The organism is Flavitalea plasmicola (assembly GCF_030546645.1).
Classification (GTDB): Bacteria; Bacteroidota; Bacteroidia; order Chitinophagales; family Chitinophagaceae; genus Puia.
In genome coordinates this window covers 257,577-278,270 of sequence record NZ_JAUOTO010000003.1, presented here as the reverse complement: position 1 = coordinate 278,270, position 20,694 = coordinate 257,577, and the positions used below count along the sequence as shown (strand labels likewise).

Genomic DNA, 20,694 nt, shown 5'->3' with positions numbered 1-20,694 from the left:
AATGTCACAAAAGGACATATCAAAAGAAGTTAGAACCCAGCAAAGTATTGAATTTGCCGGGTTTTTTCTTTGGGGCATGGTCAAACATTCCGTTTTGCCCAAAAGGGAGCCGCCACTCGGAAGTCAGGATTTACCACTAGGAAGTTACCGGTCCGAACGGGCCGGAAGAGAATGTAGGTTTGCGAAAGCATTACCAAACAACATTTAAAACTTCCTAATGTACACGAAAAAATTAACGGCTGTAGGATGGAGATCTGGTGCGAGCTCTCTGTTAATGGCAACGGCTGCAATACTGTCTTTTAGCTGTCGAAAAGGTCATGTCGATGATAAGCCCCTGCGGGATTTCGATGTGATCAACCTTGTAGCCAACAAAGCAAAATATCATCCCGTCCAGCCGCTGGACCCTACCCTCATCAATGGCTTTGGCGTCGCCTGGTCTTCGAGCGGCACTGCCTGGGTGAACTCCGTAGGTGGTCATGTCAGTGAGCTCTATAGCGTGGAAGGTGTAAAAGTAAAGGCCGTGAATATCCCTTCCTCCAATAATATAGCGGATTCCGCGCAGGGATTTCCCTGCGGCGTCGTCTTCACCGCGGGCAAAGGCTTCAAACTGCCGAATGGCGGTGGAGCTTCCCTGTTCGCTTTCACCGGCTTTGATGGCGTACTGTCAGCCTGGAATGCGGCTTCCGGCAACAATGCCAAATTTATCCATCACCCCTCCAGCAGCAGCTATACCGGTTTGACTATCGGCACCTTTAACGGACGTAATTTTGTATATGGCGCTAATTTTGAACTGAAGAGGATCGACGCGTGGGATACGGCGTTTAAGCCAGACGGTTTGGCCTTCCGGGACCCCACGTTGCCACAGGACTACTCTCCTTATAACGTCCAGGCCATCGGTGATTCGATCTACGTCGTCTACGCCAAATTGGGATCGGACGGGCATCCCGTGGCCGGCGCAGGTTTTGGTTTTGTAAGCATATTCCTGACCGATGGACAATTCGTAAAGAGATTGGCAAGCCGTGGCACCCTGAACGCTCCCTGGGGCGTGACAATGGCGCCGGCCTCCTTCCTTGAAGATAAAGATGTAGATAATAGGGGTGAAGGACATGGCGGCTACGGTAACCTCACTGCTAGCCAGAACGGCGCCCTCGACCGCAAATCTCCAGTGATCCTGGTTGGCAATTTTGGAGATGGACACATCAACGTATTTACCCCCAATGGAGACTATCTCGGTCAGCTTCAATCACACAAACAGCCGATCGTGATCGAAGGACTGTGGTCGCTGTCCTTCCCCCCTGCAGGCACCACCGATCCAGGCAGGCTGTACTTCTCAGCAGGTCCTGCCAGTGAAACAGACGGTGTTTTTGGGTATCTCATTAAGCATTAATGGTTCACGCCGAAGGCATGAATTCTTGGGAACCACTCAAAGATTTCCCGGAAATGTGAAATAGGAAGCCACTGCGATCAACGCCAGAAAATTGCGCGACTTTAAAAAAGGAAAAAACCTCCAGGGCTAGCCAGAGGTTTTCCAGAGAAAAATTGGATCTGTGTTTTCATAAAGTCGGCAAACGGGCCGGGTGTAGGGCAGCTGGAAAAGCTGTGGGGGTGTCGGATTTTTCGGATATTGGATTCGGGTACGTGTCCGTTGCTTTTGACAGAACAAAGATGGAGAGAATACCCAGCCCCGCCAAATAATGGCAAGCTGGGTTTGGGTATCTGATCGGTAAACTTACTGGGCGTTAAGGATATTGCTTATTTTATTGCCTTCCGCCCTCAAAATTTATAGTCAGCGGCATTCAAATGAGGGCAAGACCTCCCTCGGCTACTATTTACTGGTGTTAATAATAAGGCTTTTCCCCTTTAAACCAGCTGAAGTAGCAGTTAAGGTGATGTTCCCTGTATGGCTTCCGTCCGATTGAACAATGACCTGAGCCAGGCCATTAAATAGCTTTCTTTTCCAGGCAGTGGCGGGCGCTTTAAACTGAATTACGCCCGGGTCCTTGTTAAGGTTATCCCACGGATGTATCTTTTTTGTGGGCAAGGCAACAATAACAATGCTGTTTTTCCCTGGCTTTAAAAAGGCCTTACTGATGCTAAACACATCCTGGTCTTTATGATAATCAACATTGGCGGCCAACAAATGACCATTGAAATATACCGACTGCTTACGGCCGATGCTTTTATAATAAAAGGTGAGCGGCAAACGCGTTAGATCATCAGTTAAATTAATGCTGCCGCGATAGACCCAGGCTTTTACGCTGGTATCTTCAATATTTGTAAACGCCTTTTTCCAGCCCTTGTCGTCAAAGGTTTCGGCTGTTTCGCTTTTGGCGATAGTGTCCGGTATAGGCAACTCTTTCAAGTCCTCAACAGGCATATTTACAATCGTATCCATATATTTATCGGGTTCAAGCGAGGTGGGATTGCCGTTGCCCACTCCAATGATCCTGCCGGGGCCTTCCAGCCTAAAATCCACTTCGTTACCGGCATCAGGTACGGGCAGTCCCTTTCTATCCACCAGGCACACTTTAATGACAGCGATATCCTCTCCATCGGCTTTCAGGGCGTTTTTATGGGCTTCAAGGGCGATGCCTTCCGGGGCACCGGTAGTTTGTATGGTTTCAGTTAATACCTGCTTACCGCCGGTGTAGCCGATGGCTTTTAACGTACCGGGGGTGTAGGGAACCGTCCATTCCAGGTGCCCGTTTTTGACCATTGTTTTTTTGCCCTGGGCTTTGCCGTTTAAAAACAATTCCACTTCTTCACAGTTGCTGTAGGCCCATACATTTATAGGTTGGTTCTCTTTGCCTTTCCAGTTCCAGTGCGGCAAAAGGTGCAGCACCGGCTTGCCGCCCCACCAGGCCTGCAGGTACCAGGCATCGTCCTTGGGAAATCCGCACTGATCGAGCATCCCAAAATAGGATCCAATAGATGGCCAGCTATAGGGGGTAGGCTCGCCACGGTAATCAAAGCCCGTCCAGATGAACATGCCCGCTAAAAAAGGCCGTTTGGCATAGTAATTCCAGCCCTCTTCAATGCTATAGGCATTGGGCCTGGGCTTGGCATCATAAGCCGATTTGTAGTGGAGTGAATCGTTACTAAAATAAACACCACGGGTAGCAAAAGTAGATCCTTCCTCGGTCCCCCAGCCTTTTTGTTCAGGATATTTCTGGTGCTGCGCATCCGGGTTTTCCTGTGCTATGTAGTTAAAGCCTATAACATCCATCACAGCTGATAAGCCCTTCCCCCAGCCGCCGCTAAAGGCTGCGGTCACCGCCCGTGTGGTGTCCAGGCTTTTTACAAAGGCCTGCATGGTTGATGCAATACGTGCACCGGTTTCCGAGTTTTCAATCCCCCACTCCTCGTTACCTACCGACCAACTGATCACACTTGGATGGTTACGGTCGCGGTCAATCATTTTTTTCAGATTAACCAGGTGGTACTCGTCTATGCCCATGAGGCGATTTTCGTCAATCACCAGCATACCCAAACTGTCGCAGGCATCCAGCAATTGGGGCGCGGGCGGATTATGCGAGCAGCGGTAAGCGTTGCTGCCCATTTCCTTTAAACGGGCTATTCTATAGTATTGCAGTTCGTCGGGTATAGCTGTTCCAACGCCCGCGTGCTCCTGGTGATTATTGGTGCCTTTTATTTCGAGCCTTTTACCGTTTAGGTAAAACCCGGTGTTGGCATCAAAACGCAGGGTACGTATGCCAAAACGCGTTACATATTCATCAACGGGCACATTGTTTACCAAAATGGCAGTAACCAACCGGTGCAGGTAAGGCGTATCAACCGACCATAATGTAGGGTGAGATACTTCCAGTTGACTGCTGTATTCGCCCGATTCAAAAGGTTGCAGAGAATGGCCATCCGTTTGTTGGGTAGCCAGCAAATGACCTTCACGATCATAAACTTTTTGTACAATGGCAAAATTACCTGCCCCGGTGTCGTAATTGCTTATATCGGTCTTAATCGTTAACAGCGTCTTATTATTAACAACACTGCTGCTCACAAATGTACCATTGGCTGCAACATGCAGGGGCGAGGTTTTATTGAGCCACACGTGCCTGTAAATGCCAGCCCCCTCATAAAACCAGCCTTCTTCCATAGTAGCATCTACCCTTACGGCAATGGTATTATCGCCGCCGTAGTTTAAAAGTTGGGTAATATCATATTCAAAACCGTTATAGCCGCTTAGCTCGGTCCCCAGGTAATGTCCATTTACCCAAACGGCAGAGTTACGGAAAACACCATCAAATGCAATGCTGATATGCCGCCCATAATCCTGCTGTGGTATATTAAGCTTTTTCCGGTACCAACCCACGCTATTATCCGGGAAGTTTCGACCCAGGGCTTTAAATCCATGGCTATAGCTACCTTTTTCGCTAAAACCAAGTTCGGCCGCCCAGTCATGGGGTAAATCGAGCTTACGCCAGGGCCTGTCATCAAAATCAGCGGCGGCGGCACCATCACCATAGCCCGCTTTGGCAAAATAGGAGAAATAGCCCGTGCCGTTGTTAAAATCTTTAGCGGCATCAAACGGATGGCCATAGGCGAATCGCCAGCCGGTGTCTATACAAATATGCGCTCTTGAGTATTGCCTGCTGCCAGTCGTTTGTGCGACTACAATTAACGGACAAATAAATATCAGCAGCAAAAAGCCTGATGTTTTCATATAGAATTTAATAAGTACTAATTTTGGGAACCGGGTTTATAATATGCCGCTAAAAATAAATGTTATAAACCCAGCTTTCTAAAAAAACATCAGGTGTGAAATTATCCGTTTACATTTTGCTAAAATAGTATCAATTAGCCCCGTAGAGTTTCGCCACCGCATTGTTCCAGAACTGAAGATCGGAGACATGGGTCCAAGCCAAGTGATCTTGTGGATCTTCATCCAGCCAGGCTTTTTTACCTCCGGGCTGATCGAGCGACACACTCAGAACTGTAAAATTCCTATCCTTGTACTTAATGTACATCGCCACAACGTTCGGGTTTCCAGCACGGCAGGGACCACACCAACTGGCCCAGAAGTCAACCAAAACCTATTTCCTTCTGAAATCCTTCAGAGATACTGGCATTCCCGCCGCGTAATTTATTGCTCAAAAAAGACAATCATTTGTAAGGGTTAAGTAAAGTACCCGACAAATAGAGTGTAAGGGAGTTACTTATTTTGCAGGATATCATGAACAAGCGAAAATCAAAAGGTAGGACGATGTTAACACTGCTGTTAATTATTCCGGTAGCTTGGCTGGTTTTCGCGCAGTTTGCCCTGAAATTCAGGACGGAGGATCCTGCTGCACAGCGAAGCTTTGGGCAGAAGGGCGTGTCACTATTCATCCATACTTACCGGGTGGAAGGGTATGCCATGCATTATGTCCAAACAGGGAAGGACACGTGTCCTACCCTTCTTTTTGTGCACGGCTCGCCGGGCAGCTGGAACGCATTTGAACAGTACATGCAGGATAAAGACCTGCTGGAGAAATTCCGGATGGTATCCATAGACCGACCGGGCTTCGGTTTCAGCAGTTTTGGGAAGGCCAGGGATCTGGAAGGACAATCCGGATTGATAGGTCCGGCTTTACAGCAAATAAAAAATGGGAAGCCCATTTATGCCGTAGGACATTCCATGGGAGGTCCCCTGGTGATCAGGCTGGCTATGGATTATCCGGGCGTATTCTCGGGACTGGTGTTGCTGGCAGCTTCGGTTTCGCCCTACCTGGAAGATCCGGAAAAATGGCGGCCCCTGCTCTTTAGAACGCCCCTCAATTACTGGGTTCCCGGCGCCATGCGCCCCGCCAATGAAGAACTCTGGTATTTAAAATCCGACCAAAAAAGATGGAGCCCGAATTGGAGAAGATCACGTGTCCCGTCTGGATCGTGCATGGCGATAAGGATCCGTTGGTGCCGGTGAGTAATGTCGATTTCTTGAAAAACAAGCTCATTCACGCCCGGAAAATTACGGCCACCATTCTTCGGGGCGCCAATCATTTTATCCCCTGGGCGCATTTCGCTGAGATCAAAGCCGTATTAATGTCTTTACCGGAGGTGGCAAAATTAGAAAACGCAAAAAAATAAACAAAAAACCTTGTTATGCATTTAAAATACCCCATCCAGCAGCTACTCCGGCAATTGCAGGAAGCACTGGAGCCCCTCACGGACCATCAATACACTGCTCCTATCGACCTGCTATCAACGGCGACCATCGGACAGCATGTCCGGCACATCCTTGAATTCTTTCAGGAACTGGATAAAGGATATGACAGCGGCACCGTCAATTATGACCGGCGCAGCCGGAGCCATCTGCTGGAAATAAGCCTGTCGCACGCCATCCGCCAGCTGTCGGCGACAGCACTTGCGGTGGACCGGCCGGACAAAGATCTGATACTGATAGCTCATCTTACGCCCGGGGATCCCGAGCCCTTTGCCATCCGCACCAATTATTCCCGGGAATTGCTTTATAACATCGAACACATGGTGCACCACATGGCCCTGCTGCGGATCGGCATCGCCGCTGTGGCCGAGATCACATTGCCTGCGCAGTTCGGCGTTGCTGCTTCCACCATACAATTCCGACAGACATGTGCACAGTAACCTTTATACCCACCACCGGCGGCATTTATCTGACTTCCAACCGGGACGAACGGTCTGGACGTGCCCCCGCCGTTTTCCCCTGCCAGGCTGATGCAGACGGGAGCCAACTGCTTTTTCCCAAAGATGGCGAGGCGGGTGGCAGCTGGATTACCCTGAAGAACAGCGGGGATGTTGGCGTGTTGCTGAATGGGGCTTTTGTCAAACATCACCGGGCAATGGCCTACCGGCGGAGCCGGGGTATTGTTTTCCTGGAGATCGTCCGCGCAACCGACCCGGTGCAAGCCTTCAGAGCCGAAGCATTGGAAGGGATCGAACCCTTTACACTGGTGCTTTTCACAAGGGGACAGTTGTTCGAATGCCGTTGGGACGGACGGAGAAAGCATATTGTCCTTCAAGGTCATAATGTCCCGCATATCTGGTCTTCCGCCACCTTATATGATGAGGAAGCCGCAAAATGCCGGCAGCAGCTGTTCAGACAATGGCACGAAACAGCTTCCCGCATCGACACGGAGAGCATCCTGGACTTCCACCGGTCTGTCGCGGTGAGCGCGCCAGGGGCGGGACTCGTTATCGACCCGCAGGGAAGGATCTCCACCGTCAGCATTACTTCCATTCGCATCGGAGCTGGGGCGGGCAGCATCCATTATGTAGACCTGCAGACCGACAGGCGATATGAGGCGGGAATAAGCGTCGCCAATAATAAAGTAAGCCGTGCGGGTTTCCTGCGGCGGACCCGCATCCGGCTGACATCCTGGGAATACTGGCCATTTGCCGTCATTTACGCGCCGGCGTTTCTTTATTGGGCCTGGCTGAGCTGCAAGGCCAGAAGCTTCTTTTTCTTTAGTACGGCGAACCCTTCTATCACCAACGCCGGGTTCCTGATGGAGTCCAAGCAACAGATCTACGACCTGATGCCGGAAGGCTCCTATCCCAAAACTGTCTATTGTCCCAAGCGCCGGCCCGTGATCGGGATCCGCCGAACCCTGGCGGAACAGGGATTGGATTTTCCGCTCATCGCCAAGCCGGACATCGGGCAGCGGGGCATGCAGGTGAGCCTGCTCCGGGATGAATGTGACCTGTACGTATACAGCGCCCGGAGCAAAGTGGATTTCCTGCTGCAGGAATATATCGATTATCCCCAGGAAGCCGGGATCTTCTATTATCGATATCCCGGAGAGCCTAAAGGGCGTATTTCCGGCATCGTAGGCAAAGAGATGCTGACCATAACAGGTGACGGGGTATCGACGGTGGAGGCGCTGCTGCGAAAAAATGACCGTCATGTGTTGCAGTTGCCGGCGTTGCGGGCCGTCTATGGCGACTTTCTTCAGCAGATACCTTCGCCTGGAGAGGAGCGCCTGCTGGTGCCCTATGGGAACCACAGCCGGGGGGCAAAATTCCTGGACTGGAGTGACAGGATCACCCCTGCCCTGGAAGAGCGGATCGACGAGCTTTGCCGCCAGATCCCGGGATTTTACTTTGGCAGGCTGGATGTTAAATTCGAAAGCTGGGAAGAACTATGCGAAGGCCGAAAGTTCTCCGTCATCGAGCTAAATGGTGCGGGCAGTGAGCCAACGCATATGTATGATCCCCGGCATTCCCTATTCTTCGCCTGGAAAGAGATCTTCCGGCACTGGCGATTGTTATATGACATCAGCCGGGCCAACGCCCGGAAGAAGGGGCTTGCTCAGATGAGTACATTCGAAGGGCTGAAGATGTTGAGAGATTACAACCGCTACGAAAAGCTCATCACATGAACGATGTCCCATATCTATCCGCCGCCCCACCGGCCGGAAAGCCTTTCAGGCTGTCTGCATATGCCTTTTTAATCAGCTTTACCGGTTCTTTACCGGTAGGCACCCTTAATGTGGGCGTCACCGATCTGGTGATCAATGGCGATGTCGGGGGAGCTATCCTTTTTGGCCTGGGAGCCATCCTCATAGAAGTAAGCATGGTCCGTATAGCGTTGGTCACTGTAAAACGCCTGGCGGGCATGACCCATCTCGTAAAATGGTTCCGCGTACTGGCCGGAATCGTCATACTGCTGGTTGCATTCATTAGCCTGGAAGCTGCCTGGCATATGCGAAAGGCGGCGATGGTCGTTCCCTTTGCAGGACACGCACCTTTTGTGTCGGGCCTGGTGTTGAGCTTGCTCAATCCATTACACCTTCCCTTCTGGATGGGATGGACGGCGGTACTGAAAGCAAAGGGACTGCTCTCCGACACGAGGGGGGATTACAATGCTTATGTGATCGCCATTGGCGCCGGTACTTCCTTTGCCTTCATGGTCTATGGGACCGCAGGACATTTGCTGATCTATTCCCTGCGTGCGAATCAAAATATTTTTAACTGGCTGGTGGGGATCGCCCTTCTTGGAACCGGGCTCTTTCAAATGCAAAAAGCGCTAAAGGCATGCCGGCGTGATGAAAAGGTGCGGTGAAAGAAAGTCTCAGGATTTTGTGCCTTTTGCGGCAATTTCAATTATGTCGGCCACCTCTTTAGCCTTCGAAATAAAAATAGCATGACTACCATGCAACTCCGTAATTTTTGCACCCGCTCTTTTGTACATGAATCGCAAAATATCAGGATTAATGCTTTTATCCTCAGCTGAGACAATAGCATAAGACGGCCTGGTTTTCCAGGCTGCCTGGGTCAATGGGGTAACAAACGATTGAGCGGCAATAGGCCCCTGGGAAGCAAACATAAAATCTGCTTTTTCTTTAGGAAGGTCAGCAGCAAAACCCGCATGAAACTTTTGTTTGTCATAATACACAAATCCCTTTTCATCTGGCGGAAGAATACCGTTCTCCGGGGCAGGCGGGGCAGTCTTGATAAGATCAAATGTGGTTTCGTTTACGTCCGGGACAAAAGCAGCTACATACACCAGCGCTGCCACTTTGGAATGAACGCCCGCTTGCGTTATTACCGATCCGCCCCAGGAGTGCCCAACCAACACCACTGGACCATCCTGTTTATCAAGTATTCTGTTGGTAGCAGCAACGTCATCATTTAAGGAGGTTAAAGGATTTTGGACAATAGTGACCTGGTAACCTCTTTTTGTAAGTATTTCATATACGCCTTGCCAGCCGGATCCGTCGGCAAAAGCCCCGTGAACAATCACGATATTTTTGATGCCCGTCACAGTTTGTGCGTATGACATAACCGAAATATTTAAGAGTGAAAAAAATATTAAAGAAGAATAAATAAGCTTTTTCATAAACTTCATTTTATTAGGTATATGTTAATTTTTTTTGTCCAGGAAAAAATCGAGTAGATCTTTTTGCACCTGTGATGTATTCTCTTGTACGACCCAATGTCCTGAACCTTTGATATTGGAGCCTTTCACATTCTCTGCAACCAATTTGCAGTGATCCACCAAAAAACCGGCGCCGAAATACTCACCTCCCATTGCCAGCAAAGGCATTTTCAATTTGTTTTTCATAAACGTTTTGTTATCCTTTGCATCCTGCTCAAAAGCGCCAAACCAGTGAAAAGTACCTGCTGTGGCCCCTTTTACTGAATAAGCCCTTACGAACTCATTGACCTCTTCGGGTGTGAACGGGTCTTTTACGCGGCCAACCACCGGCCAGAAGTTGGTAAGAAATAAACGCTCTCTCCCGGCTACCAATTCTCCGGATGCCGGAAAGGAAAAGAAACCAAACCACCAGGCAGAGGATTTAACCTGGCTCCACACCGGCTCAATGCCCGGAAGCAATGCATCCATCAACGCCAGTTTTTTTACCTCGGCTGAAAATTGAGCTGCATAGGCATAGGCGACCATCAGGCCAATATCATGGCCAGCCAGATTTATGTGGTCGTATCCCAGTTGTTTTACAAGCCCATGTATGTAGGCAGCCAGCGTCTTTTTATCATAGCCGCTATCCGGCTTGCCTGACTCTCCAAGACCCGGAAGGTCAGGGGCTATCACCGTAAAATGTTTGGAGAACTCAGGCAGCAGGCGGTTCCACATATACCAGTTCTGACCAAAGCCATGCAATAAGACAAGCGGTTCGCCCGATCCGCCGATCACATAGTGAACATCTATACCGTTTATTTTCGCACTGGCATGTTTAAAATTTGGCGGGGGGGATGCCGGCTGAGTGGTCGAAACGTTGTGGGCTGAGTCCGCCTTGGTCTCTGCCGCCGGACTTGCGTCTTTTGGTTCATTGTTGCAGGCTGCCAGTAAAAAGCTTGCAACAAAAAGTCCCAGTATCAGTTTTTTCATGATCAGAATTGTTTTGAAATTTATGGTGAAGTTTAATGTTAATGACCAGAATACAGCCGCGGTACCATTACGGCAGGTTGCGAATCCAGTCCAATATATAATCGGCGTCTTCTTTCCAGGTTTGCTGGCCTAAGACAAAATGATTCCTGCCTTTGAATTCTTTATAATCGGTAACCGAATTGCTTTTCTTATATTTTTTATAATTTGCGTAATTCAACGAGGGGGGTATCGTATGATCATCACTGCCGGAAGTCAATAGCAACGGGGCATGAGGATTTTCGAAGTGTACTTTAGCAGCGCTGGTTATTGTATCCCTTACAATTAGCTTTGACTCGGGTATGGCAAATTTGTAATACGCTTCTTTTTGAGCATCGCAATCCATCCCATTTGTAAAGGCATATTTCCATTGGCTGAAAGACATAAGGAATGATTTTCTTACCGAAGTAAAAAAACCAAGAGGTCCCCAGCCTGCTTTCAAAAAAGAAAATTTGAAAGTAATTATTCCCTGCGGCGGTACCGGGTGAATGGCAACCCCTGAAAAGCCCAATCCTCTTTGCAATAAGAGTTGAACGATCAGCCCGCCGATAGAATGCCCAATCAATATCGGCTTTTCAGGAAGTTGCCTCACAATATTATCATAGTAATCAGTTAATGCCGGCAGCCGGTTGGATGCAATTTCGTTGTTGGGATGGCTATTACGCAATGTCTCGGCCGAAGCGTTTTTATGCGGCCACGGAGGCGCCACTGTTTGGTAACCCTTACTTTCAAAATAGGTCTTCCATTCATCCCAGCAACTATGATGAACAAACGCGCCGGTGATAAACACAACTGTCTTTGACTGACTTTTTCCCATAAGTTCCGCTTATGGCAATCATGTGTCAATTAATACGCCATTTTTATAAGCATCTAAATATCAATACATTATTAAATAAATACCCGACCGGGCCGTGATATTTCGCAATGGGATTAACGAAACCGTGAAATATCACGGTTTATTATTTTTAACTTTAAAGAATCCATTTTTTTCTGTTGTAAAGAAACTAATTTACGCATCAAGCGAACCCCTCTGAAAAGTGGTTTGGTTTTATGTATTCCTTACCAGTATATGATGCTAAAGTCCATTACATATTTATTCTTTTTGATAATAACTGTTGTGCCAGGTTCGGGGCAACAGTTATCCCCCAGGCCTCGGGGTCAATTGCTGCTGCTGCTGCAGGAAAGCAAGCAGGATAGCAACCGCATCTCAATTCTGGACGAATTGGGCAGGACTTACCTTAAACAGATGATGTTCGGCGATAAAAAGATGTATTTGAGGGACACCGCCATTGACATTTTTAATCATGCCATCAGGCTAAGCGATACCCTTCAATTAAAACAATTCAGGTATGAAAGCATGTCGCTTGTGGGGGAAGCCTATCTTGCCAGAGGTGATACGGCTGAAGGCAAAAAAATATTTTCTGAGGTAGCATCCCTTTATCATACAATGGGCGACGTTCAGGAGGAAGCCGGCACATGGCTGCGGTTAGCCCAGAGAATGAATAAGCAACTAAATTCCTTTGCCGGCATTGATACTTTTTTTAATAAGGCGATTACATTATACAAACAGGCCCGAAACATCGAGAAAGAAGCAGAGGCCCGAACACATCTGGCTGACTATCTATTTAAATCAGGGAGATCCAATTTGGCGGAAAAAGAATTGCTACAGGCATTGGACTTACTTCACCAGAAAGGGAGTACCAGGCTTTTCAACGCCTATTTTCTTCTTTCTGCTATCAACAGGTACCGCGGGTCCTATGAAAAATCACTTTTATACGCAGTAAAATGCGTTGAAAATGTGGAGCGCAACAAAGACATTGTACGTACCGATACGTATTATGGGGAGCTTGCCCTGGTTTACGACGAACTGGGGCGCGCCGAAGAAAGCAGTCAATGGTATCGAAAAACTCTTGAAAAAAGGATGGAACAAAGAGTAAACCGGGTATTCATCCTCAGAACTGCAGGTTTTCTCATCCGCCAATTGATAAAACTACGGAAGTGTGGAAGCGCCCTTGCTTTGGTTGATAGCCTGGTTGCGGCCTATCCACCTCAAGAGCCATTTGAAAAGGCAATCGTTGCGCAAAACTATGCATATTGTTTTGATGGACTGAACCAGTACCCGGAAGCCGAAAAATATTTTTTGGCCGTGGCCGCATATTACAAGGATGCCCCCCCTGAAAACGAGATCATCTCTATCACCCACATGGATATTGGAAGGTTTTATTTGCAGCACCGGCAATTTAAGAAAGCACATATCTATCTGGATACCGCGCTAGCATATATTTCATACGGCCGTTTGTTAAATCAAAGAGATTTATTTCAAATGCTGTTCACTGCCGACTCCGCGTTGGGGAATTCATCCGCCGCTATCAAAGACCTGCAACAATATCAGTTTCTAAATGATTCGATTTTTAACGAGAGAAAAAGCAGGCAGATTGAAGAATTGACCATACAATATGAAACAGAAAAAAAAGAGCAAAGCATCAGGCTACTGGAGAAAGAGAGGCGTCTTCAACAAACCGAGTTAACACAAGTGCAAAACACCAGGAGCTGGATCCTTGGTGTCGCCATTCTGCTTATTATTATAGTTGGTTTGCTTATCAATTATTCACTTTTAAAACAGCGAACAAATAGAAAGCTGCATGTTCAGCAAAAGCAAATTGAGAAGAAAAATAATTCACTGCAACATTTGGTAGAGGAGAAAGAATGGCTAGTCAGGGAAATCCACCACCGGGTAAAAAATAATTTCCATACAGTAATGGCATTGCTGCGCACACAATCAGAATACCTGCAAGGTGAAGAGGCAATACAGGCAGTTACTGAAAGCCAGCAACGCATACAGGCAATGTCTTTGGTTCATCAGCGACTATATCAATCAGACAATCTATCTGCCATCAATATGACAGACTACATTCATGAATTGGTAGATTGCCTGAAAGATAGTTTTCACACTGGTCATAAGATTCAATTCAATTTACAGGTTGATCCGGTAAAATTAGATGTTTCGCATTGCGTTCCGCTTGGACTAATATTGAATGAAGCCATTACCAACTCTCTTAAGCACGCTTTTCCCGATAAAAAAGAAGGAGCCATTGATATTTCATTAAAAAGGACCTTGCCAAATCATTTCCTGCTTTCTATCAAAGACAATGGGGTTGGCCTGCCCCCAGCATTCGACAGTAAAAAACAGCCTTCTATGGGAATGAAGCTGATGCATGGGCTTAGTGGCGACATTGATGCGAAATTTCAAATAAAAAGTCATGATGGCACCGAAATCATGGTTGATTTTATATGTGATAGTGGAACTTGTTAACAAGGCCTTAACCACATCGCAACCAAACAACACATTATGAAAGAACAAATTCTCATAGTAGAGGACCAGTATGTTGAAGCAGATTATTTGCGACTGCTGCTTGAGCAGGCGGGATACAGTATCACAGGTATTGCACGGTCGGTTCCCCAGGCCCAGGACATGATAAAGAACGAAAGGCCGGATTTTGTTCTTGTAGATATTTTCTTAAAGGGGAAACAAACGGGAATTGACCTGGCAAGGCTGCTGGTTGCTGATAATATTCCGTTCGTGTACCTGTCAGCCAATTCAAATGAAGATGTTTTGAATGCTGCAAAGCAAACACAACCCTATGGTTTTCTTGTAAAACCTTTCAGGGAGAAGGATTTGCTCGTGGCACTTGAAATTGCCAAATATCGACACGCACATAGCGTCGAAAGCAGGTACCGCAGAGAAGCTGACTTTCATGAACTCTTAAAAAACATCACAAGCGACACCGGAACACAGGCGCAAAAATTATTAAGAATAGCTTCAGCCCTTCAGACATTGATTCCATTCGATTTCCTCGACACCGGGCTTGACAACTTAGGGCCTGGATTTTTTAAAGGCATAAGTCTTTTGAGAACCGGGTTTGATGAATATCAAATGATCGGACTGCATGAGCTCTCCATCATTACAGGAAAGTCAATAGAAGAGCTTACTGCGCTGCAATCCCCCTCTTTAATAGCATTATTCACCAACACTTTCCAGCTAAAATCATATTTTAAAATACCAACGAGCATTTTGAATGACAGATCTTTTAGTTTCGGTTTATATAGCAGAAGGCCGGAAGCGTATACTGCAGAACAAGTTGACTTATTCGAACGACTGCAATTTTCATTGATTCGCAGCATGGATAGTATATTGCAGGGAGAAATGAGTGCAAATAACAGATCTTCCCATCCTGAAACTAAACCAGCTGAACACGCAACTGCCGAAGAGGGATTTGAAGGGATCATTGGTAAGAGCCATCTTTTGTTAAATGTATTTGATCATATCTCCCAGGTGGCGTCTTCAGACACTTCTGTTCTTATACTGGGAGAAAGTGGCACCGGCAAAGAAAAGATCGCTGACTGCATACATAACCTGTCATCCCGAAAAGGAAAACCATTTATTAAAGTGAACTGTGCAGCATTGCCTGCTACATTGATTGAATCCGAACTATTCGGCCACGAAAAGGGCGCTTTCACCGGAGCGCAGGATAAAAGAATTGGCAAATTTGAAAGAGCCGACACGGGAACACTCTTTTTGGATGAGGTTGGAGAAATGCCAGTTGAATTGCAAGTGAAATTATTAAGGGTGCTACAGGAGAAAGAAATAGAAAGAATAGGTGGAAGAAATACCATAAAACTTGATGTCCGCATCATCGCGGCTACTAATAAAAACCTGGAAAAAGAAGTTGCTGACGGACGTTTTCGGCTGGACCTGTACTACCGTTTGAATGTTTTTCCGATAACCCTGCCAGCCTTACGTGACCGCAAGGAGGATATTCCTGCCCTGGCCTATCATTTTATGGATCACTACAACCATAAAGCCGGAAAGAAGATTAGTGGAATATCAGAAAGTGTTCTCACGAAAATGATGGCTTACAACTGGCCCGGCAACATTCGTGAACTCGAACATTTAATTGAAAGAAGTGTGTTGCTTACCAAAGGGATGGTTATCGAAGAAATACTGCTGCCAACAGTTGAAAAAAAAGATGGAGTTTCTGTCCTTGAAGGCACTTCCATGAAATCTATCGCAGAAAATGAGAGGGATCATATCATCTCGGTATTGAAGAAATGTAATGGAAGAATATGGGGGCCGGGCGCCGCTGCCGAAATACTGAATATCAATCCTTCAACTTTGAAATCAAAAATGAAAAAACTTGGAATAAAAAAGGAATATATTCAATAATATCGCAATTAAGGCATCAGGTTATAACTTGCCTTAATGACGGCTTCATTGACAGCTCTAACCCTTTCCATTTCCATTTTTTCAATAACTCTGTCATAGGTGAGCACTCCATTTATTTCATGCTCCACGTCGGTTGTTTGGGTATAAATGGCCACGCTCAGCCCCTTGTATCTCATCAGCTGTTCCACCTGGTCCAGTAAAAAAACGTACCTGTCTGTTAGCCTTGCTTTGGTTGGCTCATAGTCATAGGCGTTGTTTTCTATGGGCCACATATGATCCCGCACAAACAGGCCCACGCCGCCAAATTCGCCTAATGATGCCGCACGGCGCTCTTCCGGCACGGAAGCACCAACCGGTCCCACATAAATATGTGTGTCCACATAGTCCCCGTTTCCAGGGTCACCGTATGCTTTTTGGTAGGGAGGATTGTTATTAAACCCTGAATTGCCGTTAACAAGTCTCGACGGATCGTATTGCTTGACCCAGTCTGTGATATTTTTAACATCAAAAGCACCCCAATTTTCATTAAAAGGCACCCAGGTGATAATGGATGGCGCGTTATAATGTCCGTCGATCAGTTCTTTTAGCTCTTTCCTGTATTCCGTCCTTGTTCTGGCGGTATCCTCATCCTGATACCATATGGCCGGCATATCCTGCCAAACTAATAATCCCAATTTATCAGCCCAATAATAAAACCGCTGAGGCTCTGTTTTCATATGCTTCCTGATGAGATTGTACCCGGCGTTCTTGGTAAATTGCAGATCAAATTTCAGCGCCTCCTCTGTCGGGGCCGTCAGGATCCCGTCCGGCCAATAACCCTGGTCTAGCAGACCAAGCTGCAGGATGAATTTGCCATTGATCAAAGGCCTGGTAACTCCGTTAACCCTGCCTAATTTAATATCGCGCATGCCGAAATAGCTTTTTACTTCATCGGTGACACTTCCATTGGCATCTTGCAATCTGATCGTCAGATCATATAAAAAGGGATCATCCGGCGACCAGGGTTTCGGCGTTTTAATGGGGAGGTAAAAGTAAGTGCCGCTGGATGATTCCGCTCCCGAAACTACCTTGTCTCCATCAAAAGCATTCGCATTGACCTTTCCTGGCCCCGGCGATGTTACCAGTATTCTCAATCGGCTGTTTGCCAGATCAGGCAGCAAACGGATATTCTCGATATGATTTTTGTTAACAGGCTCCAGCCACACAGTTTGCCATATGCCGGAACAATAGGTATAGTCACCCCGGGGGCCGCTCTTTCCTGAAGGTACGCGGCCATCGTTCAGATCTCGAGCTGCCACTACCAATGTATTCTCCCCATTTATTAAGTACTGGGTGATGTCAAAGCTGAATGCATCATAGCTCCCGGCATGGGCACCTGCTTTATGTCCGTTCACAAATAAAGTGGCGTGATGAGCCACGGCTTCAAAGTGAATAATGACCTGCTTGTTTTTCCAGCCGGCAGGGATTATAAAACGTCGGCGGTACCACATATTGATCTCCTGTGTACGGCGGATGCCGGATAACACTGATTCCGGACAATATGGAACAAGTATTTGTTCAGCGCCGCTTTTAAAAGCAATCGGATTTACCGGATCGAGCGCGCCCGCAACTTCTTTTCCTCCCTGATAATCCCATTTGCCATTCAGGCACATCCAGTCGCTGCGTTGTAACTGAGGCCTTGGATATTCGGGTAAAGGGACGTTGGCAGCCAGCGCCGATTTCGTCCACGGGGTAGGAAGGACAGCCTCCTGGGCCAGCAAACAAGAACAATTGATCGTGAGGAATAGTAGGGATAGTACCGTTTTACGTTGACGTTCATTCATGATTACCAATTGAAAAGGAGCCTAAACTTACTGAAATAATCAGGATTTATTCAGCTCAGGATAATATTTGAATATCAGCTGTCGCTCATCATCCTGCAATTCCCGTAGCAGAACGGGCTTGTCCTGCGGCCGTAATCCTTTTTGATTGATCCGATTGATCAAGCTCCAGTCCTTGATCGGCTTTTGGGGGCTCGCTCCCGCCGGCTCATGCGCAGAGAGATCGTACCTCGTAAAATCTATCACCTTCTCAGGCGTATCCTTATGCCAATCACGCAATAGGGCAAGTCTGAACTCCTTGTTCTGGAACCACCTTATCTCCAGATTGTTGTACGAATCGCCCAGCCCGCATCCCCTTTCCACAAACCGGTAATTCCACTCGTCATTGGTCTTATAATGCGCGCGCCAGATATTCCCGAACTCGCCAAAGCTAACGAAATGGGTATCGGGCCATCGTTTCATCGTGTCCGTGACCCACATCCTCAGCGCGTTGCAGATAAAATCCATCCCAAACTCATACACCAGCTGCGCTTCCCATATATTGGTGACCCAACCGAATTTATTCAGCTCGAATCCCTTGTCAAAATGGATCGACTGGGTATGCATCACTTCCATATTACCCAGTTCAAGGCCCCATCCTTTATACGTTTCGATGGGCCCTACGCCACGCCGGCTGTTATATCCCGTGATCTCGTGCTCGTTGGAGCCGCTTTGTCGCGCACAGATGAAATCCAGGGTCCAGCCATCGAGATTTACACAATCTATGAGGTCTTTTTTACCCTGGCCGGGCTTGCAAAAATGCTCAGTCGATGGATAATAAGGATAGGAAGGCGAGCCGTCCGCTCCTCCCCCATCGATGTTATGCTGGCTCCAGATGACAGCCTGCGCCACATGAATATCTTCTTTCTCCGCCAGGTATTGCAGGCTCTCCGCGGGCAGGAATCCGCCAATGATGGATTGAGGACGATAGCCTTTACCGACAAACCCGGAAATGATCCGGATCGCTTCCGACAGCTCTTTATTGATCCTTTCCCGTGGAAGATACATGGCGGGGAAATAACCGGGGAACACTGTCACCTCGTCTCCATATTTTGCCTGGCAGGCGGCCGCATAATCCCTTATTTCGGCGAAGTTTTTCCGCTTGTCTTCCAGCGCATTCAAAGTAAAGCCCCAGGTCAGCCGTCCGTCGGGATTGTTTGTAGCAAATGCCTCCCGCATGGCGCGCACGCCTTGCAATGTATGCCAGTTGGCCTCATCGCGCGGATGCAATTTCACATCCCGCGACACCTCCCAGGGTGTGGTCCGGATCATGATGCATAATGTAACAAATCGTCCCCCGATCAGGGACAACGGTGCAGGTCCCGGCGTCAGAAAAGCTGCAGGCATTGCATTCAGCAACCCGTCGCCGGCTAACAATCCCGCGCCCGACAATGCGGTATTCTTTATAAAAGAACGTCGTCTCATAAATTGATCTTGTGTTTCCTGATGAGCGCCTGACCTTCAGCCGGCAGTTCCTTCACTGGAACAGGCTTGTCCTGCGGCCGGACGCCCTTTTGATTGATCTCACCCATTAAGCTCCAGTTCCGGGTGCTGCCCGACACCGGCTCTTTGGCAGGCAGGTCATAGCGGGTAAAGTCGATGACCTTTTCATTCGCCCCATCTACCCCACTTAAAACAGCCAGCCGGAAATCCTTATTCATATACCACCGCAGCCGCTTATCCTTGTCCGACCCCCCAATACCGGAGCCGACTTCGTCAAACCGATAATTGAAGTTATTCTGCTTATAATGCCTGCGCCAGATCCGTCCGAATTCTCCCTGCGTGATGCACCGAACACCGGGCCAGCGTTTTTTGATCGCCTGCAACCACAGCGTCATATCATTGACGTCGTAAGGCAAAGTCAGCTCCCAGCAATTAGTGACCCAGGCAAAGCCGTTCAGCCTGTATCCATTATCAAAGTGTATAGCAGTGGAATGCATCATTTCCTCCAGGCCGACCTGCAGCCCGTATTTTCCCAACGTTTCGATGGGGCCAACGCCCATCCGGCTATTGAATCCTTCCGCAAAACCGGCACGTCTCCCGGCGAGGAAATCCACTGTCCATCCGTCCAGGTTCACACAATCTATGAAATCTTCCTTTCCCTGGGCTGGCTTGCAAAAATGTTCCGTTGACGGATAGAACGGATAGCACACGGAACCATCGCCGTCCTGGTTGTCGATGGAATACTGACTCCATATATTCGCCTGGCAGACATGTATCCCCTCCTCTTTTGCCAGGTATTCCATATTCTTCGATGACAGGAACCCGGCAAGGACGCTCAAGGGACGATAATGGTTACCCACCATCTCCGACACCCTGGCCAGACCCTCATGCAGATCTTTGTTCACCTGTTCCGTGGAATTATAAGCGTTGGCAAAATAGGCGCCAGGGATAAAAGTAACCTCGTCGCCATATTGATAATGATAACCCGCCACAATCTTCCTGATCTGAGTGTAATTGGCAGAAGTATCGTGCAGGGCCAGCCAGCTAAGGGCCCAGGTGATCTTCGCACCCGGGAGCCCTTTGGCAATAGCTTTTCTGAAATTGATCACCCGTTGAGGCGTATGGTTGTTACGTTCATCTTCCCCGACATTCCTGTCTCGCGATACTTCGATCTGGTTTACACGGATCACCGTATTCAGGGTTAAAAATCGATTTCCCATCAGCGGGAGTCCTTCACCAGCCCGCGTCTGCGCGGTAAGATATCCCGCGAAAAAAAACAAGGTAAAACAGCAAGTCAGAAAAGAAGTTTTCAT

The 20,694-nt window shown here is 47.9% G+C and carries 15 protein-coding genes; 7 read left to right on the top strand and 8 right to left on the bottom strand.

Annotation, left to right across the window (positions count from 1 at the left end; genetic code table 11):
• The first annotated feature begins 217 nt into the window (after positions 1 to 217).
• Positions 218 to 1,387 carry a TIGR03118 family protein gene (locus tag Q4E93_RS11140; protein WP_303585176.1) on the top strand — a complete coding sequence of 390 codons (1,170 nt, stop codon included), beginning with the start codon at positions 218 to 220 and terminating at the stop codon, positions 1,385 to 1,387.
• Between the two features lie 438 nt (positions 1,388 to 1,825).
• On the opposite strand, the gene galA is transcribed toward Q4E93_RS11140, so the two are convergent.
• Together galA and Q4E93_RS11130 are read right to left on the bottom strand one after the other, a co-directional pair.
• Positions 1,826 to 4,678 carry a beta-galactosidase GalA gene (gene galA / locus Q4E93_RS11135; RefSeq protein WP_303585175.1) on the bottom strand — a complete coding sequence of 951 codons (2,853 nt, stop codon included), beginning with the start codon at positions 4,676 to 4,678 and terminating at the stop codon, positions 1,826 to 1,828.
• Between the two features lie 130 nt (positions 4,679 to 4,808).
• Complete coding sequence (locus Q4E93_RS11130; protein ID WP_303585173.1) at positions 4,809 to 5,045, bottom strand: peroxiredoxin family protein; 237 nt, start codon at positions 5,043 to 5,045, stop codon at positions 4,809 to 4,811.
• Between the two features lie 173 nt (positions 5,046 to 5,218).
• Here Q4E93_RS11130 and Q4E93_RS11125 point away from each other — a divergent pair, with 173 nt between their 5' ends.
• The 4 genes from Q4E93_RS11125 (at position 5,219) to Q4E93_RS11110 (ending at position 9,034) form a co-directional block, all read left to right on the top strand.
• Complete coding sequence (locus Q4E93_RS11125; RefSeq protein WP_303585171.1) at positions 5,219 to 5,917, top strand: alpha/beta fold hydrolase; 699 nt, start codon at positions 5,219 to 5,221, stop codon at positions 5,915 to 5,917.
• A gap of 179 nt (positions 5,918 to 6,096) precedes the next feature.
• Positions 6,097 to 6,597: a hypothetical protein gene (locus Q4E93_RS11120; protein ID WP_303585169.1), complete on the top strand. Its 501-nt coding sequence runs from the start codon at positions 6,097 to 6,099 to the stop codon at positions 6,595 to 6,597.
• The gene (locus tag Q4E93_RS11115) at positions 6,585 to 8,351 is read left to right on the top strand and encodes an NRDE family protein (RefSeq protein WP_303585168.1); all 1,767 of its coding nucleotides are present in this window, start codon (positions 6,585 to 6,587) and stop codon (positions 8,349 to 8,351) included. The genes Q4E93_RS11120 and Q4E93_RS11115 overlap by 13 nt, the downstream gene beginning before the upstream one ends.
• Positions 8,348 to 9,034, top strand: coding sequence for a LysE family transporter (locus tag Q4E93_RS11110; protein ID WP_303585166.1), 687 nt, complete (start codon positions 8,348 to 8,350; stop codon positions 9,032 to 9,034). The genes Q4E93_RS11115 and Q4E93_RS11110 overlap by 4 nt, the downstream gene beginning before the upstream one ends.
• 9 nt (positions 9,035 to 9,043) lie before the next feature.
• Here Q4E93_RS11110 and Q4E93_RS11105 read toward each other — a convergent pair whose 3' ends face one another.
• The 3 genes from Q4E93_RS11105 to Q4E93_RS11095 form a co-directional block, all read right to left on the bottom strand.
• The gene (locus Q4E93_RS11105) at positions 9,044 to 9,811 is read right to left on the bottom strand and encodes an alpha/beta hydrolase (protein WP_303585164.1); all 768 of its coding nucleotides are present in this window, start codon (positions 9,809 to 9,811) and stop codon (positions 9,044 to 9,046) included.
• Positions 9,812 to 9,835: 24 nt separating this feature from the next.
• Entirely contained in the window at positions 9,836 to 10,819 is a 984-nt protein-coding gene (locus Q4E93_RS11100; RefSeq protein WP_303585162.1) for an alpha/beta fold hydrolase, read from the bottom strand.
• Between the two features lie 67 nt (positions 10,820 to 10,886).
• Positions 10,887 to 11,672 (bottom strand): alpha/beta hydrolase, encoded by a 786-nt coding sequence (locus Q4E93_RS11095; RefSeq protein WP_303585159.1) that lies wholly within the window; start codon positions 11,670 to 11,672, stop codon positions 10,887 to 10,889.
• Positions 11,673 to 11,924: 252 nt separating this feature from the next.
• On the opposite strand from Q4E93_RS11095, the gene Q4E93_RS11090 reads away from it, so the two are divergent.
• The gene (locus tag Q4E93_RS11090; RefSeq protein WP_303585157.1) at positions 11,925 to 14,168 is read left to right on the top strand and encodes a tetratricopeptide repeat-containing sensor histidine kinase; all 2,244 of its coding nucleotides are present in this window, start codon (positions 11,925 to 11,927) and stop codon (positions 14,166 to 14,168) included.
• A gap of 36 nt (positions 14,169 to 14,204) precedes the next feature.
• Positions 14,205 to 16,079: a sigma 54-interacting response regulator gene (locus Q4E93_RS11085; RefSeq protein ID WP_303585155.1), complete on the top strand. Its 1,875-nt coding sequence runs from the start codon at positions 14,205 to 14,207 to the stop codon at positions 16,077 to 16,079.
• Between the two features lie 8 nt (positions 16,080 to 16,087).
• Here the strand turns inward: Q4E93_RS11085 and Q4E93_RS11080 are convergent, their stop codons facing one another.
• From Q4E93_RS11080 to Q4E93_RS11070, 3 genes are read right to left on the bottom strand one after another with little or no spacing between them, the layout of a single operon-like run.
• Positions 16,088 to 17,902, bottom strand: coding sequence for a glycoside hydrolase family 2 protein (locus Q4E93_RS11080; protein ID WP_303585153.1), 1,815 nt, complete (start codon positions 17,900 to 17,902; stop codon positions 16,088 to 16,090).
• A gap of 39 nt (positions 17,903 to 17,941) precedes the next feature.
• Positions 17,942 to 19,363: a DUF3863 domain-containing protein gene (locus Q4E93_RS11075; protein WP_303585151.1), complete on the bottom strand. Its 1,422-nt coding sequence runs from the start codon at positions 19,361 to 19,363 to the stop codon at positions 17,942 to 17,944.
• Positions 19,360 to 20,694, bottom strand: coding sequence for a DUF3863 domain-containing protein (locus Q4E93_RS11070; RefSeq protein WP_303585149.1), 1,335 nt, complete (start codon positions 20,692 to 20,694; stop codon positions 19,360 to 19,362). The genes Q4E93_RS11075 and Q4E93_RS11070 overlap by 4 nt, the downstream gene beginning before the upstream one ends.

Excerpts from the sequence above, each read along its gene's own strand:
- Q4E93_RS11140 (WP_303585176.1), top strand. The coding sequence starts at position 218 with ATGTACACGAAAAAATTAACGGCTGTAGGATGGAGATCTGGTGCGAGC.
- galA (WP_303585175.1), bottom strand. The coding sequence starts at position 4,678 with ATGAAAACATCAGGCTTTTTGCTGCTGATATTTATTTGTCCGTTAATT.
- Q4E93_RS11125 (WP_303585171.1), top strand. The coding sequence starts at position 5,219 with ATGTTAACACTGCTGTTAATTATTCCGGTAGCTTGGCTGGTTTTCGCG.
- Q4E93_RS11120 (WP_303585169.1), top strand. The coding sequence starts at position 6,097 with ATGCATTTAAAATACCCCATCCAGCAGCTACTCCGGCAATTGCAGGAA.
- Q4E93_RS11115 (WP_303585168.1), top strand. The coding sequence starts at position 6,585 with ATGTGCACAGTAACCTTTATACCCACCACCGGCGGCATTTATCTGACT.
- Q4E93_RS11110 (WP_303585166.1), top strand. The coding sequence starts at position 8,348 with ATGAACGATGTCCCATATCTATCCGCCGCCCCACCGGCCGGAAAGCCT.
- Q4E93_RS11105 (WP_303585164.1), bottom strand. The coding sequence starts at position 9,811 with ATGAAAAAGCTTATTTATTCTTCTTTAATATTTTTTTCACTCTTAAAT.
- Q4E93_RS11100 (WP_303585162.1), bottom strand. The coding sequence starts at position 10,819 with ATGAAAAAACTGATACTGGGACTTTTTGTTGCAAGCTTTTTACTGGCA.
- Q4E93_RS11095 (WP_303585159.1), bottom strand. The coding sequence starts at position 11,672 with ATGGGAAAAAGTCAGTCAAAGACAGTTGTGTTTATCACCGGCGCGTTT.
- Q4E93_RS11090 (WP_303585157.1), top strand. The coding sequence starts at position 11,925 with ATGATGCTAAAGTCCATTACATATTTATTCTTTTTGATAATAACTGTT.
- Q4E93_RS11085 (WP_303585155.1), top strand. The coding sequence starts at position 14,205 with ATGAAAGAACAAATTCTCATAGTAGAGGACCAGTATGTTGAAGCAGAT.
- Q4E93_RS11080 (WP_303585153.1), bottom strand. The coding sequence starts at position 17,902 with ATGAATGAACGTCAACGTAAAACGGTACTATCCCTACTATTCCTCACG.
- Q4E93_RS11075 (WP_303585151.1), bottom strand. The coding sequence starts at position 19,363 with ATGAGACGACGTTCTTTTATAAAGAATACCGCATTGTCGGGCGCGGGA.
- Q4E93_RS11070 (WP_303585149.1), bottom strand. The coding sequence starts at position 20,694 with ATGAAAACTTCTTTTCTGACTTGCTGTTTTACCTTGTTTTTTTTCGCG.